Source organism: Methyloceanibacter sp., assembly GCF_050728395.1.
Classification (GTDB): Bacteria; Pseudomonadota; Alphaproteobacteria; order Rhizobiales; family Methyloligellaceae; genus Methyloceanibacter.
In genome coordinates, this window is the sequence record NZ_JBOHJB010000041.1 from 13,539 (window position 1) to 29,051 (window position 15,513).

20 protein-coding genes and 1 tRNA gene are annotated in these 15,513 nt (G+C 63.5%); 13 read left to right on the forward strand and 8 right to left on the reverse strand.

Going from position 1 to position 15,513, the window contains the following annotated elements; all coding sequences use genetic code 11:
- Window positions 1-29: 29 nt before the first annotated feature.
- The 6 genes from ACREC7_RS09165 to ACREC7_RS09190 all read left to right on the forward strand — a co-directional run bounded on the left by ACREC7_RS09165 (window position 30) and on the right by ACREC7_RS09190 (window position 2,777).
- Window positions 30-467, forward strand: a complete 438-nt coding sequence (locus ACREC7_RS09165) for an ArsR/SmtB family transcription factor (RefSeq protein WP_431555376.1) — start codon at window positions 30-32, stop codon at window positions 465-467.
- Window positions 359-805 carry an SRPBCC family protein gene (locus tag ACREC7_RS09170; protein ID WP_431555377.1) on the forward strand — a complete coding sequence of 149 codons (447 nt, stop codon included), beginning with the start codon at window positions 359-361 and terminating at the stop codon, window positions 803-805. Before ACREC7_RS09165 ends, ACREC7_RS09170 begins: the two co-directional genes overlap by 109 nt.
- A gap of 20 nt (window positions 806-825) precedes the next feature.
- Window positions 826-1,263: a VOC family protein gene (locus ACREC7_RS09175; RefSeq protein ID WP_431555378.1), complete on the forward strand. Its 438-nt coding sequence runs from the start codon at window positions 826-828 to the stop codon at window positions 1,261-1,263.
- A gap of 122 nt (window positions 1,264-1,385) precedes the next feature.
- On the forward strand, window positions 1,386-1,889 hold the full coding sequence (locus ACREC7_RS09180) for a VOC family protein (RefSeq protein WP_431555379.1): 504 nt from the start codon (window positions 1,386-1,388) through the stop codon (window positions 1,887-1,889).
- A gap of 47 nt (window positions 1,890-1,936) precedes the next feature.
- Window positions 1,937-2,362, forward strand: a complete 426-nt coding sequence (locus ACREC7_RS09185; RefSeq protein WP_431555380.1) for a VOC family protein — start codon at window positions 1,937-1,939, stop codon at window positions 2,360-2,362.
- 58 nt (window positions 2,363-2,420) lie between these two features.
- Complete coding sequence (locus tag ACREC7_RS09190) at window positions 2,421-2,777, forward strand: DUF1428 domain-containing protein (RefSeq protein ID WP_431555381.1); 357 nt, start codon at window positions 2,421-2,423, stop codon at window positions 2,775-2,777.
- Here the strand turns inward: ACREC7_RS09190 and ACREC7_RS09195 are convergent.
- The 4 genes from ACREC7_RS09195 to ACREC7_RS09210 form a co-directional block, all read right to left on the reverse strand.
- Complete coding sequence (locus ACREC7_RS09195; protein ID WP_431555382.1) at window positions 2,774-3,460, reverse strand: exopolysaccharide biosynthesis protein; 687 nt, start codon at window positions 3,458-3,460, stop codon at window positions 2,774-2,776. The genes ACREC7_RS09190 and ACREC7_RS09195 overlap by 4 nt on opposite strands.
- 86 nt (window positions 3,461-3,546) lie before the next feature.
- On the reverse strand, window positions 3,547-3,729 hold the full coding sequence (locus tag ACREC7_RS09200; RefSeq protein ID WP_431555383.1) for a hypothetical protein: 183 nt from the start codon (window positions 3,727-3,729) through the stop codon (window positions 3,547-3,549).
- A gap of 38 nt (window positions 3,730-3,767) precedes the next feature.
- A complete protein-coding gene (locus ACREC7_RS09205; protein WP_431555384.1) occupies window positions 3,768-4,970 on the reverse strand; it encodes a hypothetical protein in 1,203 nt (400 codons plus the stop codon).
- A gap of 163 nt (window positions 4,971-5,133) precedes the next feature.
- A complete protein-coding gene (locus ACREC7_RS09210; RefSeq protein WP_431555385.1) occupies window positions 5,134-6,531 on the reverse strand; it encodes an FAD/NAD(P)-binding protein in 1,398 nt (465 codons plus the stop codon).
- A gap of 477 nt (window positions 6,532-7,008) precedes the next feature.
- Here ACREC7_RS09210 and ACREC7_RS09215 point away from each other — a divergent pair, with 477 nt between their 5' ends.
- The 4 genes from ACREC7_RS09215 to ACREC7_RS09230 all read left to right on the forward strand — a co-directional run bounded on the left by ACREC7_RS09215 (window position 7,009) and on the right by ACREC7_RS09230 (window position 9,930).
- Complete coding sequence (locus tag ACREC7_RS09215) at window positions 7,009-7,650, forward strand: HdeD family acid-resistance protein (RefSeq protein WP_431555386.1); 642 nt, start codon at window positions 7,009-7,011, stop codon at window positions 7,648-7,650.
- Between the two features lie 104 nt (window positions 7,651-7,754).
- Window positions 7,755-8,603, forward strand: a complete 849-nt coding sequence (locus ACREC7_RS09220; protein WP_431555387.1) for an aldo/keto reductase — start codon at window positions 7,755-7,757, stop codon at window positions 8,601-8,603.
- A gap of 124 nt (window positions 8,604-8,727) precedes the next feature.
- Window positions 8,728-9,054: a DMT family transporter gene (locus tag ACREC7_RS09225; protein ID WP_431555397.1), complete on the forward strand. Its 327-nt coding sequence runs from the start codon at window positions 8,728-8,730 to the stop codon at window positions 9,052-9,054.
- A 36-nt stretch (window positions 9,055-9,090) separates the two neighbouring features.
- Window positions 9,091-9,930 carry a sterol desaturase family protein gene (locus ACREC7_RS09230; RefSeq protein WP_431555388.1) on the forward strand — a complete coding sequence of 280 codons (840 nt, stop codon included), beginning with the start codon at window positions 9,091-9,093 and terminating at the stop codon, window positions 9,928-9,930.
- On the opposite strand, the gene ACREC7_RS09235 is transcribed toward ACREC7_RS09230, so the two are convergent.
- A complete protein-coding gene (locus ACREC7_RS09235) occupies window positions 9,927-10,763 on the reverse strand; it encodes a transporter substrate-binding domain-containing protein (RefSeq protein ID WP_431555389.1) in 837 nt (278 codons plus the stop codon). The genes ACREC7_RS09230 and ACREC7_RS09235 overlap by 4 nt on opposite strands.
- Window positions 10,764-10,982: 219 nt before the next feature.
- On the opposite strand from ACREC7_RS09235, the gene ACREC7_RS09240 reads away from it, so the two are divergent.
- Window positions 10,983-12,878 (forward strand): glycosyltransferase family 2 protein, encoded by a 1,896-nt coding sequence (locus ACREC7_RS09240; protein ID WP_431555390.1) that lies wholly within the window; start codon window positions 10,983-10,985, stop codon window positions 12,876-12,878.
- Window positions 12,879-12,988: 110 nt separating this feature from the next.
- On the opposite strand, the gene ACREC7_RS09245 is transcribed toward ACREC7_RS09240, so the two are convergent.
- Window positions 12,989-13,192, reverse strand: a complete 204-nt coding sequence (locus tag ACREC7_RS09245; RefSeq protein WP_431555391.1) for a hypothetical protein — start codon at window positions 13,190-13,192, stop codon at window positions 12,989-12,991.
- A 297-nt stretch (window positions 13,193-13,489) separates the two neighbouring features.
- A tRNA-Gly gene (locus tag ACREC7_RS09250) sits at window positions 13,490-13,564 on the reverse strand.
- A gap of 133 nt (window positions 13,565-13,697) precedes the next feature.
- Here ACREC7_RS09250 and ACREC7_RS09255 point away from each other — a divergent pair.
- Window positions 13,698-14,675 (forward strand): radical SAM protein, encoded by a 978-nt coding sequence (locus ACREC7_RS09255; RefSeq protein ID WP_431555392.1) that lies wholly within the window; start codon window positions 13,698-13,700, stop codon window positions 14,673-14,675.
- A gap of 82 nt (window positions 14,676-14,757) precedes the next feature.
- Window positions 14,758-15,048 carry a GIY-YIG nuclease family protein gene (locus ACREC7_RS09260; RefSeq protein ID WP_431555393.1) on the forward strand — a complete coding sequence of 97 codons (291 nt, stop codon included), beginning with the start codon at window positions 14,758-14,760 and terminating at the stop codon, window positions 15,046-15,048.
- Between the two features lie 61 nt (window positions 15,049-15,109).
- Here ACREC7_RS09260 and ACREC7_RS09265 read toward each other — a convergent pair.
- Window positions 15,110-15,513, reverse strand: a 404-nt coding sequence (locus ACREC7_RS09265) for a dCTP deaminase domain-containing protein (protein ID WP_431555394.1), incomplete at its 5' end; no start/stop codon positions are given.

Below are 15,513 nucleotides of genomic sequence, written 5' to 3' on the forward strand. Positions count from 1 at the left end.
CGTGCCGCATTGCCCTAACACTTAACCTTATGGTTAAGTATCAGGACACCGCCCTCGACCGAACCTTCGCCGCGCTTGCCGACCCGACGCGGCGGGCGTTGCTCGCGCGTCTGAACAGCGGGGAGAGCGCCTCGGTGAGCGAGCTTGCGCGTCCGTTTCCGATGTCACTGCCGGCGGTCATGAAGCACCTCGATGTGCTGTCGGACGCAGGCCTGATCAGGCGCACCAAGACCGGCCGCATCGTCGCCTGCGAGCTCACGCCAGAGCCGATGGAAACCGCCATGAATTGGCTCAATCGTTATCTACAATTCTGGTCAGAGCAACTCGATCGCCTTGCCGCATTCGTGGAGGAGGAATCATGCCCGCCCAAGCAAAAGTCGCCGTCAAACCAAGCCTCACCCTCAAACGTCATCTCAATGCGCCGCCCGAAAGGGTCTACGCCGCGTGGACGGACCCGCAAAAATTAAAGACCTGGTTCGGGCCCGAGCATATCGAGACGTTGCGCGCCGAGGCCGACGCGCGCGTGGGCGGCCGGTTCCGCATGGTCATGCGTGACGCCGACGGCGAAGAGCACGACGTGAGCGGCGTCTATCGCGAGGTGGTGCCGAACAAGAAGCTCGTGTTCACCTGGGCTTGGCGCTCGACGCCGGAGCGCGAGTCGCTCGTGACCGTTGATATCAAGCCTGAGGGCGACGGCTCGCTGCTCACGCTGATCCACGAGCAGTTCTTCGACGAGGAGGCGCGCGATCGCCATCAACATGGCTGGAGCGGCTGCCTCGACAAACTCGAACGGTATTTTGCATAACCCCCAAAGAGGAGAGTGACATGGCACAAGCAGCACAGAAGCAGAAGGCCGAGCAGGACGAGGCTTGCGCAGGCGAGCCGGCCAGGCATGGCAGCTTTTGCTGGAACGAGCTGATAACCCACGACCCGGCGGGGGCGAAAAAATTCTATGCCGACACCATCGGCTGGACCTTCGACCCCATGCCCATGCAGGACGGCGGCACCTATTGGGTGGCCAAACAGGGTGACAAGATGGTGGCCGGCATCTTCGAGATGAAGGGTCCCGACTTTGCCAACGTTCCGGAGAACTGGATGCCCTATCTCGCCGTCGATGACGTGGACAAGCGCGTGAAGAAGGCGACCGCCGCCGGAGCCACGCTGATGCGCCCGCTGTTCGACATTCCGGGCATCGGCCGCATCGCCATCCTGCGCCAGCCTGGCGGCGCCGGCGTTGGCTGGATGACGCCAGCGACAGCTTGAGCGATTGGTACACGAGGCGCGAGGGAGCTTGCTCCTCGCGCCTCGAACAAGCAAGCGCCGACAGGGCTTGATCTGCCACACGCACGCCAACGCGCAACACCCTCGGAATTCAGGAGCATCCCATGCAGATCGTCACGCAGAAAATCTCGCCGTGCCTGTGGTTCGACACGCAAGCCGAGGAAGCCGCTAAGTTCTACGTGTCGATCTTCAAGAACTCCAAGATCAACACCGTCGCCCGCTACCCCGACGAAGGCCGGGAGATCCACGGCAAGGCTGCCGGGTCGGTCATGGTCGTCGATTTCGAGATCGCAGGGCAGAAATTCGTGGCGCTCAACGGCGGCCCGCAGTTCAAATTCGACGAGGCCGTGTCCTTCCAGGTCTATTGCGAGGGCCAAGACGAGGTCGATTACTTCTGGGGCAGGCTCACCGAGGGCGGCGAGGAAGGCCCCTGCGGCTGGCTCAAGGACAAATTTGGCCTGTCATGGCAGGTCGTCCCCGTCGCGCTGCTTGAAATGATGCTCGACCGCGACGCCAGAAAGTCGGCGCGGGTGATGAGCGCCTTCATGCAGATGAAGAAATTCGACATCGAGACGCTGACGCGCGCCTACGAAGGCGAAACCGTCTGATCGGCTTGGCGTTCAACTCCAATTCCCCCCTAGCAAAGGAGACGAAAATGCAAGTTCAGCCCTATCTTCAGTTCGACGGCCGCTGCGAGGAGGCGATCGAGTTCTACAAGAGCGCTCTCGGCGCCGAGGTGGAAACGATCATGCGCTTCAAGGACGGCCCTGACTGCATGGAGATGCCGGCAGGCACCGAGGACAAGGTGCTGCATTCCTGCTTCCGCATCGGGGACTCGCAGATCATGGCATCTGACGGCTACTGCAAAGGCAAGCCCGACTTCCAAGGCTTTTCCCTGACCATCGCGGCGCCCAACACGGCGGAGGCGGACCGCCTGTTCAACGCTCTCAGCAAGGACGGCGCGGTGCAGATGCCGCTCGCCGAGACGTTCTTCTCGCCGCGCTTCGGCATGGTGGCGGACCGCTTCGGCGTCTCCTGGATGATCGTGACGATGCGGGAAGGCGCTGCGAAAGCGGCCTAGTAAAGTCGCAATCTCATTTGATCCTCGCCTTCCACCCACGGGAAACCGGAGAGCTTCCATGCCCTATGTCGATGGATTTGTGTTGCCGGTGCCGAAGAAGAAGGTCGAGGCCTATAAGCGCCTGGCGAAAAAGGCGGGCAAGATCTGGAAGGAGTATGGTGCGCTCGAATTTCGCGAATGCGTTGCCGACGACGTGAAGATGGGAAAGCTCACCTCGTTCCCGCGCAGCGTCAAGCTCAAGCCGAGCGAAACGGTGTTCTTCTCCTGGATCGTCTACAAGTCGCGGGCGCACCGCGACCGCGTCAACGCCAAGGTGATGAAGGACAAGCGGATCGCCGGCATGGATATGAAGGACATGCCGTTCGATGCAAAGCGCATGATCTACGGCGGCTTCAAGGTGATGGTCGACGCCTAGGCGCTGATGCCTGAGAGCAGCAGCAAGAAAGCCTTCAACAGGCCGATGACCACGGTACCGGCCACCACCAGGCTGAAGGCGCCGACGGCAAAGCCGGCCAGCACCGCAAGCCCATCCTTTTCCACCATGGCGAGCCCGATGATGCAGATGGCGAAGGCCGGAAGCCAATTGCCGAAGGGGATGGGCAAAGCGAGAACCACGGTCAGCACCAGGAGGCCGAGGCCGATCACGCGTTCGCCGGTCCAGGACAGCAGCACGCTCAGGCGCGGGCGCAGCCATCGTTCGGCACGCTCGAGATAGGGAAGCGCGCGGTTCACGACCGCATCGAAGTTCGCCCGCGAGACGGACTGCCGCGCGAGCCAGTCGGGAAACCACGGCTTGTGGCGCCCGTAGGTGAGCTGTGCCGCGAGCAGCACGAGCGGGGCGCCGAGGACCGCCGAGAGCAGCGGTATGTTGACCGGTATCAGATTGGGCAAGGCAAAGATGAACAGTAATATGCCAAAGCCGCGGTCGCCGAGCGCATCGCGCAAGCTGCCGAGGCTCGCCTTGGGCTGATCGAGGTTCGCCATATATTCGCGCAGCAGCACCGACGTGCGGCGGCTGTTCGCATATGGCTTCGCCGAAGCTTGTGGGGCGCTTTCGGCCGCGGGCGCTCGGGAAAGGCCTATCGTCCTGTCGTCCATTGCCAGGTCATAACCCGCCGCCTGGGGCTTGGATATGCCGGCAATGTGACAATCGTTATGGCACGCGAGGGGGCGCCACCGAACTTTTAGCGGTCTTGCTCGGCAGCGTCCTTATCGGGCGAATTCGTCAGATGGAACGCAGGAAAGTCGGACGGCATTGTCGGCGTGCTACAGGCCGCGGTCAACAGCACCGAGCCCAAGCACAATAACTTTGCCGATCCCCCGATCACATCAACTACAACAGGCCACATCCCCAATTTGCGCTTCATGCGGCACTCCCTCATTTGCCGAGGAAATGCCCCCCAACCTAATGCATCAACTTCATCGCGCCGGTGTAAAGCGCGCCGCCGATGACGCACGGCACGGCGATGTAGATTTGTCCGAGCGCGCTCGCCGCCACGCAGCCGGTGGCGATGGCGATGGAGCCCGCGGTGGCGGCCTTCGACATGCCGGCTTCATTGGTGGCCTGGAGCTTCTGCGCGTCCTCGATGGCGCCGAACTGGTCCTTGCGGACCTTCTCCGATTCGAAAGCCTCGGCGGCCACGATCACGTCGCGCAACGGCTGGGAGATTTCTTTCGGCTGCCGCTCATATTCGGCGCGGTAAAGACTGAGCAGATCGCGATTGCGCTCGGCGTAGGAGGCGAGCGTCCATTTGGCGGTGGCACCGGTCGAGATCTTGTCGACCGCGCTCGGATCGTTTCTCCAGTTAGAGAAAATCTTTTTCAAGGAGAAGTTGCCGTCGTTCTTGTTCTTGGACCAACGCAAGCCCTGCATGATGCGCACCACCGGCTCATACTGCCCGGTGGCGACGTAGTAGCCCCATAAAGTGTAGACCACGGAGGGCCCGTCGCTGAGATCGACCTCCATCAGCGTCTTGGCCTTGCCCGAGAGGTAGGAGTCGATCAGCGGCAGGCGGAGCGCCATGCGACCCTTGTACTTGGTCAAAAGCTCCCGCCAATCCGGGCGCCCGGAATAGGCGATCGCCCTGATCAAGACGGCCTGGTCCTTGTCGGGCATGGGCAGCATCTTGCCGACGAGGGCCGGGCCATCCTTTGGGTTGGCGCCGAGCACACCGGCGATGAAGCCGGTGCAGAACGCCCCCTTCTCCTCATCGGTGAAGAGGCCAAGCTCGCGCATGGCGCGCACTGCCGCAGGCACGCGCCACGGCGTCGGACGGGCGTGGTAGTTGTAGACCCAGTCGACCAGCCGCTCGGGTGTCGCGAACGACGCTTCCGAGCGCTGCGGCTGCATCGGCTCAGGCTCGGGCGAAGCAAGGACGGGCACCGGCGCCGGGATCGGCTGTGGCGGCGAGGCGTGGGTGATCACCGGCGCATTGGCGGCGGGGAGCGACTCCTCAGGCGGCGCGAGAAGCTGCGGCGTCGCCGGCCTTACCTGCTTCGCGACGGAACTCGTTTGCGGAAGCTCAGCCTGCTCGGTCCCTGATTGAGCGGCGCATGGGAGCGACAGTCCGAGAGCGCAGGCAAACGCGGCCACGACCACGATACGCATCGGTCATCAGCTTCCTGCCCCCCGGCCCCAGCGTGATGACGATCCCTACTCGTTAACGCCTGCGGGCTATGCTCCCGCGGCAGGGTCAAAAATCCCCAAGTTTCGTGGCTTTTTCAGGGCCGGTAACGTTAACCATTCGGCCTTTCCTGCCGGAATCCGCAGGCTAGCGGCCGTAGGAGGATAGCTCCATTTCGCGCTCGGCGGAGGGCTCGAGCTTGGCGAGGCTAAGCGCTGCTTCGTCGCATTGGCGCACGATTTCAGGGACTGCGGTGATCTCCCACAGCGACCCCTGGCAGAGGGGCCCGAGGGCAAACAGGCCGCGCGTCGGCGCCCCGCTCTTGCTTAGGATTTGGCCGTTCGGCTCGACGGCGAGCCCGAGGCGATGAGCGTCGGCGCGCGCCGCACCTTGAGCGACCAGGCTCTGGATCAAGGGAGAGTTGAGATCGGGCCGGTGGCCGGTGCAATCAAAGGCGAGATCGACGGTCAGCGCCTCGACCCGCTCAGACCCGCGCGGCCTTAGCGTCAGTCTGAAGCCATCGCCGTCCTGCTCGACCGCCGTCACGCTGCCTCGCAACAGCACCGCCCTGCCTTCGGCGAACTCGGCTTCGACGCGGCCATGCACTTCGAGCGGCAGCCGATGGCGATGTGCGTCCCATAAAGGACGGACGTGGCGCAGGAAGCGGGATTGCTCCTCGACGGGCAAGCTCCGCCAGATGTCTTGCAGCGAGGAGCGCAAGCCGTTGATGACCGACTGCCAAGGCGTGCCGTGCGCCTCCGCCGTGGCGCAGGCGATGGCCACCGATCCGGTCAGGCCTGACACGCGCTTGGAGCGAGGCAGTCCAATCTCGTGCGGCACGACGCCTTTCGCCGCATGCGGGCGCGGAAGTTGCCCGCGCCTGGAGATCACAATGGCCTTGCCTTGAAACCCGTCACGGCGGGCGCTCAAGAGCACGTCGACCATGGTGAGGCCGGAGCCGATCAGCGCCACGGACCTTGCCGAGGCAAGGCGATCGGAGGGCAGCGCCTCGAACGGCGCGAGCGCCCCCGTCGTTGTCGACCGACTGAGCCCGTAGGCAGTGGCGAGCAGCACGCAATCCGCCTCAAGCGGCTCCGACCGGTCGAAGCGCAGCGTGAAGCGGCCGCCATCGTCGATGCAAGCCGTCGCCACGGCGTTGACGATCGTGAGCTCGACGTCAGGCCTTGCCTCGGCCGCCTCGAAGAAGCGCTGGCGCACATATTCGCCGAAGAGCTGGCGCGGAAGGAAGGTATGGGCGAGGCCCTCATGCAGGCCGGCATGATTTTCGCCCTGATCGAGCTGGCGAAAGGCCCAGTTCAAAAAATCGCCGGGCTGGCCGGCGCGAACCGAAAGATCGCGGGTGCGCACATTGAGAAGATGCAAGGGATGGTGGGCGCCATAGGCGACGCCGCGCCCTAGCGAGGCGCTCGGTTCCACCACGACGAGGCGGAACGGCCGGTCGATCCGGGCAAGGCAAGCGATGGCCGCCGCCGCGCCGGTGAATCCACCGCCGACCACGCCCACCGTCAGTGGCGCCTTTCGCATCTCGCCCCCTTCAAGTTTCGCTCGCTCTAAAGTGCTTAGGCCAAATCAAACTCCGGAATAAAGACGAGGGCATGACTCGGAGCACGCGACGGTGTCGCGCGATCTCGCGTCATTTGGGCCTTGCGCGGAATTTCATTTCGCGGCGTGCACGATCAGCGAGAGGAGATTTCCCTCCTCCCCGTAGCGGCGCTACCGGCAGATTTATTTCAAGTCGCGATGCCGATGACGAAACGAAGGCGCGGCTACTTGCGTGCAAAATCGTGCAGGCCCCTTGTCGCGGCACCCCTCGCCGCCCTCTCCCCACCGGCGCATAGAATGGCCATTGCGGACGCCCTCCCCGATGTGGAAATTGGGAAAAAAGAGCGCAACGGTGCGTTTGATTGGCGGCATTATTGGCGCCAAATCGAGTCGCTGGTAACAATCCCTTCGTTTCACAGATCAACGGCCTGGCAACCTAAGTCCCCAAAGGAGGCAATCATGGCAACTGCGGCACCCGGGAAAACTGGTTCATCCCTCTCCGACGCACGCTGCGATGCGTTGAGCGAGATTCTCGCGGAAAGTTGGTGGCTGGTCGGCCTGCGCGGCATTCTCGGCATCATTTTCGGCTTGATCTGCCTGCTCAACCCCACCGTCGCCGTGCAAGTCTTCGTCATTCTCTTCGCCGCCTATATGCTTGTCGACGGCGTGTTCGCCATCTTCTCCGGCATCAAGGCCGCCCGCAACGGCGAGCGCTGGGGCCTGCTCATTCTCGAAGGTGTCGTCGATCTCGCCGCTGGCGCCGTGGCCGTTCTGTGGCCCGCCATTACCCTGATCGCGTTGGTCTTCGTCATCGCAGTCTGGGCCATCGTGTCAGGCGGGTTGATGCTCGCCGCGGCCTTCACCCTCAAGCGCGACCACGGACGCTGGTGGCTTGCGCTTGGCGGCATCGCTTCGGTCATCTTCGGTATATTGCTGATCATCGAGCCGCTGATCGGCGCCGTGGTGCTGACCATGTGGATCGGCGCCTACGCGCTCGTGTTCGGCGTCCTCCTGCTCGTGCTTGGCTTCCAGCTTCATTCAAAGCGCGAGGAGCACACGCGCAAAGCGCCCCCCGCCGCGGCGGCGGCGAAGAAGGCCTGAATCAACACAGACGGGGCGCCTCGCAACGGGCGCTCCTTCTGCCTCGGTGCATCGGTAAGGTGACGTCCCCGAACGAATGAACGTGGCTCAACGTTAGGCTTCCCATGCCCGCGTCCAGCGTCCCAATTCTCAAGCTCCCCGGAGGCGGATGCGTGCCTCGCCTCGGGCAGGGGACCTGGCGGATGGGCGAGAGCGCGCGCCGCCGCGCCGAGGAGGTCGCCGCGCTCAAGCTCGGCCTCGACCTCGGCATGACGCTGATCGACACCGCCGAGATGTACGGCGGTGGAGAGGCCGAGAGGATCGTGGCCGAGGCCATCGAGGGGCGCCGCGACGAGGTGTTCATCGTGAGCAAGGTGCTGCCGCAGAATGCCTCGCGCACAGGCACCGTCGCCGCCTGCGAACGTAGCCTGAAGCGCCTCAACACGGACCGCCTCGATCTCTATCTCCTGCATTGGCGCGGACGTTATCCGCTGAAAGAGACGCTTGCCGGATTTCAGTCCCTTCTGCGCGACGGCCTGATCAGGGCTTGGGGCATGAGCAATTTCGACGCCGGCGATATGGAGGAGCTTGCCGCGCTTTCGGGCGGCGACACCGTCGCCACCAACCAGGTCCTTTACAATCTCGCGCGGAGGGGCATCGAGGCCGATCTCATCCCGTGGTGCCGGGCCCGCGCCATTCCCATCATGGCCTATTCGCCCGTCGAGCAGGGACGCATCGTGCGCGACCGCACGCTTGCCCGCGTTGCCGCGCGCCACGGTGCTGCGCCCGCGCAAGTAGCGCTCGCCTGGCTGCTCCGGCATGAGGATATGATGGTGATCCCGAAGGCCACGAATGGGGCGCATGTGCGCGAGAACCGGGCCGCGCTCGACCTTGCCCTCAGCCCGGCCGATCTCGCCGAGCTCGATAATGCCTTTCCCGCGCCTCGCGGCACGAGGCCGCTTGAAATGCTGTAGAGGGCTCCTGCCACCCACGGCATTGTCATCATGGCGTCACGCAATTTCGCTGTTGAGTGGGGCAAGCGCGAAAGAGCGCTGTGAGTCGAAAAAACCTTCGAGGATGCCGGTGGCCTTGAGCTGGATGCCCTGGATCTTTCTTTCCGTCGCCATCCTGTTCGAGGTGGCCGGTATCACCTCGATGAAGCTGTCGCGGGGCTTCGCCGAGCTTCTCCCCTCGATCGGCGTCTTCGTGTTCTATATCTGCTCGGCGGCGGCGATCATTCTCGCGCTCCGCCGGATTGAGCTGTCGGTTGCCTATGCCATCTGGTCGGGGGTCGGCACGGCGCTCACCGCGATGATCGGCTTTGCCTATTTCCGCGAGCCGTTCACACTCGTCAAGCTCGCCTCGCTCGCGCTCGTGGTGGCCGGCGTGGTCGGCTTGAGCTTCGCCAGCAAGACCATCGACTAATCGGCAAGGCTTGGCGCTTCCTGCTAGTCTTCGCGCATGGACGGTCTTCTCGGCCAGGGCGATGGGTTGATCAGGCTTGCGGTCTTCGCCGGCGTGTTCCTGCTCATGGCGGCGATCGAGTTCCTGCGCCCGAAGCGGCGGCTCAGTGTCTCAAAGGCGCGGCGCTGGCTCACCAATCTCGGCATCGCCGGGGTCGACACTCTGGTGTTGCGGCTGATGGCGACGCTCGCGGTACCGGTGGCGGCGGTCGCCGCGGCGTTCTTTGCCAAGGAGCGGGGGCTCGGCCTGCTCAATCAGGTCGACTGGACTTATTGGCTCAAAGTCGTGATCGCGCTGCTCGTGCTCGACCTTGCCATCTGGGCGCAGCACCTCGCCTCGCACAAGGTGCCGCTGTTCTGGCGGCTGCACCAGGTGCACCACGCCGACCGCGATATCGACGTCACCACGGCGGTGCGCTTTCATCCCGTCGAGATCGCGCTCTCCATGCTGTGGAAGATCGCCGTGGTCATACCGCTCGGCGCTTCGCCTTTCGCTGTGTTCCTGTTCGAGGTGATCCTCAACGCCTGCGCCATGTTCAACCACGCCAACATCGCGATGCCTGCCTGGCTCGACCGGGTGTTGCGGCTATTCATCGTGACGCCGGACATGCATCGCGTGCACCACTCGGTGCTGCGCAGCGAGCATAACCGCAATTTCGGATTCAACCTGTCGCTATGGGACCGGCTGTTCGGGACCTATCTTGCGCAGCCTGAGGCCGGGCATCAGGGCATGACTATCGGCCTGCCGCCCTATCAGAGCGAAGCACCGACGCGGCTTGGCTGGAGCTTGTGGTTGCCGTTCGGGCACCAAAAACCAGAAGCCAGAAATCGGGACTAGAAAAAGTTCATCGGGAAATAGCGCAGGAACAGCCCTTCATAGCGCCCAGAAGCGTGCACCTGCTCGAGCCCGTAGTTCAAGATCTCGACCAGCTGACGATTGCCCTTCTTCACCGCGATGCCCACGCCCTCGCCGAAATATTTGGCGTCGAAATAGGGACCGTCGCGGAACTCGCAGCACCCATCGCTGGTCACGCCGTTGAGCCAGAAGGTGAGCCCGATGCCGTCGCCGAAGACGAGATCGACCTGGCCCCCTTTCAGCGCCATCTGCGCCTCGTCGGCGCTGTCGAACGGCACGGCCTCGGCGGCCGGGAAATACTGCTTGAGGAAGGCCTCGTGGCCGGTCCCGCGCGCGACGGCGACCTTCTTCCCCGCTATCGTCTCCGGGCGGATGTCTTTGAAGTCGCTCTCCTTGCGCGTCACGAAGCGCGCGGGCGTCGCATAATAGCGGCTGGAGAAATCGGCCTTGGTGAGAGCCTCGGCGTCGATGCGGATCGAGGCGATCGCCGCGTCGGCCTCGCCGTTATCGAGATCGGTGTAGAGATCCTCCCACTCCACCGGCCTGATATCGCACTCGACCCCGAGCGCCTCGCAAATGGCGCGGGCAAGGTCGACGTTGAAGCCGGTCAGCACGCCCTCCTCGTCGAAATATTGGAAGGGCGGATAGTCGCTGTCGGTAATGAAGCGAATCCGATCGACATGAATTTCGGGCTTGGGGCGAAGCACATCGCCCTGCCAGACATCGGGGACGATCTCGCTTCTGGTCTGGGCAGAGGCCGGCGGGATTGCGGCAATGAGTGCGAGAGCCGCGGCGACAAAGGCCAGCACCCTCACAACCTTGCCCCCCGACTCAATGGCGCCGCACGCGTTCACGGCACTTTTCTACTTTGCCCTGAAACGTGTTGCTAGATGCGATCGCGCACTCATAGATTGTACGACTGCATCAGGTACAATTTGAAGTAGTTTTAATGAAGATGTTGATTATTTTGGTTGAATATTGCGGCAGTTCCACAACTTCCAAATACTCGTGGGGAAGTTGTGGGGGGCGGTCGCGTGCGGCAGGACAATCTTGCGCGTCATGCTGAAAGCGTTTGGGCGCAACACGCCGACGCGCCCCCTCTCTGCGTATCCGATTATGAATTTCTGCTTGAACGTTTCGTCGACCGCGCCACGCTCCACCGCGCCGAGGCGCTCGCCAAGAAATGGGGCGTGCTGCCCCACGCGGTGATGATCGCCAATGGCTGGCTCAGCGCCTCGGACTACTACCAGGCATTGGCGCGGGCCTGCGGCGTTCCTTTCCGCGGCGAGATCGGACCGCATGAGGTCAGCGCGCCAGCTTCGTTGCGGAGCCCGCGCGAATGTCTTGCCCGCGGCGTACTCAAGGAGCGTGCGGGAGGAGGCGCTTATGTCTTCGCGCCGGAGAAATTGCGGCCAAACGCGGTCGAGGAGGTGCTTGCCAGACTTGCGCCGCATTGCCTCTCGCTCGCCTCGCCCGAAATCCTAAGGCAGGCGGTCTGCGGGCATTTCGCGCAGACCTTCGCGGCCGCTTCGGTCGACGGCCTCCATGCGCGCTTTCCGGACCGGAGCGCCAAAACAAGTCTCACAGCATGGCAGCGCCTGCTGCTCTTCTCGCTCCTCCTCGGCTTTGCGGCTGCACTAGGCCTGCATGCACAGCTCGCTTTCCGCGCGCTTTCGCTTGCGCTCGTTGTCATCTTCCTGCCGGTGATCGCGCTTCGCGTCTTCGCCGCCTGCGATCTCTTGCGCCGGACGCCTCCGAAGGATGCCCGGCCACGCATGCCCGATGCCGAGCTCCCGGTCTATACCATCCTCGTGCCGCTCTACCGCGAGGCCAATATGCTCGCCTCGCTCACCTCCTCGCTCGCGCGCCTCGACTATCCGGCAGCGAAACTCGACATCAAACTGATCTTGGAGGCGGTCGACGCCGAGACGATCGCGGTGGCGCGGAGGCTCCATCTCCCCGGCAATGTCGAGATCGTGGTGGTGCCGGACATTCAGCCACGCACCAAGCCAAAGGCGCTGAACTATGCGCTGCCGCTCGCCCGCGGCGAATATCTCGTGATCTATGACGCCGAGGACCGGCCCGAGCGCGATCAGTTGCGCAAAGCCATCGCCGCGTTCCAGGAGGGTCCTCCCACGCTCGCCTGCCTCCAGGCGAAGCTCGACCTCTATAACGCCACGGACAACTGGCTCACGCGTCAATTCACCATCGAATACGACGCGCTGTTCGATGGGCTCCTGCCGGCGCTCGACCGCTTGCAACTCCCCATCCCGCTCGGCGGGACCTCAAATCATTTCCGCGTGTCGGCGCTGAAATGGCTGATGGCCTGGGACCCCTTCAACGTCACCGAGGACGCCGACCTCGGCACGAGGCTCGCGCGCAGCCGCTACCTCTGCCAGGTGCTTGACTCGATGACCTTCGAGGAGGCGCCGCCGCGGCTTTCATCCTGGTTCCCGCAGCGCACGCGCTGGATCAAGGGCTACATGCAGACCTGGTTCGTACATATGCGGCAGCCTGGGAGACTGTGGCGGGAGCTTGGGGCGGCGGGGTTCCTGGGCTTCCAGGTCATGATCGGAGGCACGGTGCTGTCGGCGCTGGTGCATCCCTGGTTCTATGCACTTGCTGCCTTCGACCTCGCACAGGGCGCCTTCCTGGCCTGGCCCGGGGGATGGCTCGGACTGCCGTTCTGGCTCCTCGCCTCGCTCGGGCTCGGGCTCGGCTATCTCGCCTCGATGATGCTTGGGTTTTTGGCGCTCAAGCGTCGCGGCGTGCGGGACCTGCTCAGCCAAGTGCCGCTGATGCCGTTCTATTGGTTGCTAATCTCAGGTGCCGCCTATCGCGCCGCCTGGCAGTTCGCGACCGACCCCTTCACCTGGGAGAAGACCGAGCACGGGCTTAGCCACGGCATTGATCTTCCCCACCGAAGGTAGGATTTCGCGAATGCAATTCTCTTTACGTCGACGCACGTAAAGGGTCGCGGCATTTTCGCGTGACGCGATGCTGCATCCGGATCAACTCTAAGCCGCTGCCGGCGACCGCGTTAGGGCCGCGACAATACGCGGTCAATGACCTGCTTAGCCTCGACCAGCGCCTCTTCCTTCTGCATCACCAAGGTCTGCAGGGTCGACCGCGCCAAGAGCGGCAGGTCGGAGCGCGTGGGATAGATACCCACGCACCAACCCGACCACTGACGTTGGGGCAGGATGTCGTATCCGCGATAATGCCAGGGTTCCGTCGTCGTCATCTGAGTGGGCCTCGCACAAAGGTGGAACCCCCCGAGGCCTGACCTTAGCGCAACATTGACGGCGGCCAAAGCGCCTCAAAAGAAGAAGCCCCGTTACGGGGGGCGAACGGGGCTTCAGGACTCCAACTCCTGCTAGGAGTGGCGGGAAGCGAGGGAAACCTCCCCGCCACAGGCTCCTGGTTAACATCATCGCTTGGCCGGGCGGCGAGAGCGCCGGTAGCAGTCGGGTGTCCCTTTGGAGGTACTCCGCGGGGCGCGAACGCGAGCGAGCGTTTCAGACCCGGGCCATTGAAAAATTGGAGCGGGTGAAGGGAATCGGACCCTCGACACGTAGCTTGGGAAGCTACTGCTCTACCACTGAGCTACACCCGCCTCAGCCCTAGGATGGCGCAAAGCCGGCCTGGAAGGCAAGATTTGCCTCACAGAGTGGTGATGGGGTTTGCCTTGCGGGGCCCAGCCCGATCGTGAGACCTAGGAATCAGCCGTCGTTTTCAGGGGCCGAGCCATGACCGAAGCCGCCCTCCAGACGCGGGATGAGAAGTTCCGAGATCCCGATTGGACCGCCGCCGGCGAGCGGCGCGCGCAAGTTCCCCTCGACGCGTTGCGCACGCTTTGGATCAACACCGGCAGCCTGTGCAATATCGAATGCGTCAATTGCTATATCGAATCGAGCCCGGAGAACGACCGGCTCGCCTATATCAGCCGCGCCGAGGTTTCAGCCTTCCTCGATGAGATCGAGCGCGAGGCATTGCCGACGCGGGAGATCGGCTTCACCGGCGGCGAGCCGTTCATGAACCCCGACTTCCTCGCCATGCTCGGCGACGCGCTCGCCCGCGGCCATTGCGCGCTCGTGCTGACCAACGCCATGCAGCCGATGCAGCGTCCGCGCATCAAATCGGGGCTGCTCCGCCTGCGTGAGGCGCATGGCGAGCGGCTCGTGATCCGCGTGAGCCTCGATCATTACGGCAAGGCGCTGCATGAGGAGGAGCGCGGGCCAGATACTTACGACAAGACCGTCGAGGGCATCGACTGGCTCGCCAGGCACGGCTTTGCCCTCGCGCTCGCCGGCCGCACCTATTGGGGCGAAGGCGAGCGTTCGCTTCGCGACGGTTATGGGGCACTTGCGCGCGCGCGCGGCTGGCCGATCGACGTGACCGATCCGGCGGAGCTCGTACTGTTTCCCGAGATGGACCTGCGCGCCGACGTGCCGGAGATCACCACGGCCTGCTGGAGCATTCTGCACAAGAGCCCAAGCGATTTGATGTGCGCTTCGAGCCGCATGGTGGTGAAGCGCAAGGGCGCCGCGCGCCCGGTGGTGCTGCCCTGCACGCTGCTCCCCTACGACCCGGCCTTCGAGATGGGGGCGACTTTGGCCGAGGCCGCGCGCACCGACGGCGGCATGTTCGCTTCAGGCGCGGTCAAGCTCTGCCATCCGCATTGCGCCAAGTTTTGCGTACTCGGCGGGGGGAGTTGCTCTGCCTAGTTCCAACGGCCACGAGCGCTGAAACTGTCTACCGTCACCCCCGGGCTTGACCCGGGAGTCCATTCCGTTACCTCGCCGCAACATGCGAACATTCTATGTTTACATCCTGGCCAGCCGCAAAAACGGAACGCTCTATACAGGGGTGACGAGTAATTTGCCTCGTCGCGCCTGGGAGCATCGAGAAGGTCTGAATAAGGGCTTCACGCGGCGCCACAACGTGAAGCGACTTGTCTACGTGGAGGAACATGCGGGCGCCGAAGGCGCAATCAAGCGCGAGAAAGCCATAAAATCCTGGCCACGGCAGTGGAAAATAGAGTTGATTGAGAGGGACAATCCCGAGTGGTTCGATCTCTACCGCCAACTCAATCGCTAGGTCACGGAATGGATGCCCGGGTCAAGCCCGGGCATGACGAACTGAGGTGTTGCGCGTAGAATCAAACCTGTTTGAAGTGCTTCGAGAGTTTCAGGCCTTGCGCCTGGTAATGCGAGCCGATGCGCTCGCCGTAGAGCTGATCGGGAATCTCGGTAAGCCGGTCGTAGACGAGGCGCCCGACGATCTGCCCATCCTCCAGGATGAACGGAATGTCGAGGCTGCGCACCTCGAGCACCGCCTTGGCCCCCGGCACCTTCCCTTCGGCATAGCCGAAGCCTGGATCGAAGAAGCCGGCATAGTGCACGCGATACTCGCCGATCAGCGGATCGAACGGCGCCATCTCCGCCACATAGGCGGGCGGCACCGACACGCTTTCCTTGGACGCGAGGATGTAGAACTCATGCGGGTCGAGCACGAGGCGGCGGTCGGCCGCGAGACGCACGCTCTCCCAGAACTGATCGAGCC

Excerpts from the sequence above, each read along its gene's own strand:
- ACREC7_RS09165 (WP_431555376.1), top strand. The coding sequence starts at position 30 with ATGGTTAAGTATCAGGACACCGCCCTCGACCGAACCTTCGCCGCGCTT.
- ACREC7_RS09170 (WP_431555377.1), top strand. The coding sequence starts at position 359 with ATGCCCGCCCAAGCAAAAGTCGCCGTCAAACCAAGCCTCACCCTCAAA.
- ACREC7_RS09175 (WP_431555378.1), top strand. The coding sequence starts at position 826 with ATGGCACAAGCAGCACAGAAGCAGAAGGCCGAGCAGGACGAGGCTTGC.
- ACREC7_RS09180 (WP_431555379.1), top strand. The coding sequence starts at position 1,386 with ATGCAGATCGTCACGCAGAAAATCTCGCCGTGCCTGTGGTTCGACACG.
- ACREC7_RS09185 (WP_431555380.1), top strand. The coding sequence starts at position 1,937 with ATGCAAGTTCAGCCCTATCTTCAGTTCGACGGCCGCTGCGAGGAGGCG.
- ACREC7_RS09190 (WP_431555381.1), top strand. The coding sequence starts at position 2,421 with ATGCCCTATGTCGATGGATTTGTGTTGCCGGTGCCGAAGAAGAAGGTC.
- ACREC7_RS09195 (WP_431555382.1), bottom strand. The coding sequence starts at position 3,460 with ATGGACGACAGGACGATAGGCCTTTCCCGAGCGCCCGCGGCCGAAAGC.
- ACREC7_RS09200 (WP_431555383.1), bottom strand. The coding sequence starts at position 3,729 with ATGAAGCGCAAATTGGGGATGTGGCCTGTTGTAGTTGATGTGATCGGG.
- ACREC7_RS09205 (WP_431555384.1), bottom strand. The coding sequence starts at position 4,970 with ATGCGTATCGTGGTCGTGGCCGCGTTTGCCTGCGCTCTCGGACTGTCG.
- ACREC7_RS09210 (WP_431555385.1), bottom strand. The coding sequence starts at position 6,531 with ATGCGAAAGGCGCCACTGACGGTGGGCGTGGTCGGCGGTGGATTCACC.
- ACREC7_RS09215 (WP_431555386.1), top strand. The coding sequence starts at position 7,009 with ATGGCAACTGCGGCACCCGGGAAAACTGGTTCATCCCTCTCCGACGCA.
- ACREC7_RS09220 (WP_431555387.1), top strand. The coding sequence starts at position 7,755 with ATGCCCGCGTCCAGCGTCCCAATTCTCAAGCTCCCCGGAGGCGGATGC.
- ACREC7_RS09225 (WP_431555397.1), top strand. The coding sequence starts at position 8,728 with ATGCCCTGGATCTTTCTTTCCGTCGCCATCCTGTTCGAGGTGGCCGGT.
- ACREC7_RS09230 (WP_431555388.1), top strand. The coding sequence starts at position 9,091 with ATGGACGGTCTTCTCGGCCAGGGCGATGGGTTGATCAGGCTTGCGGTC.
- ACREC7_RS09245 (WP_431555391.1), bottom strand. The coding sequence starts at position 13,192 with ATGACGACGACGGAACCCTGGCATTATCGCGGATACGACATCCTGCCC.
- ACREC7_RS09255 (WP_431555392.1), top strand. The coding sequence starts at position 13,698 with ATGACCGAAGCCGCCCTCCAGACGCGGGATGAGAAGTTCCGAGATCCC.
- ACREC7_RS09260 (WP_431555393.1), top strand. The coding sequence starts at position 14,758 with ATGCGAACATTCTATGTTTACATCCTGGCCAGCCGCAAAAACGGAACG.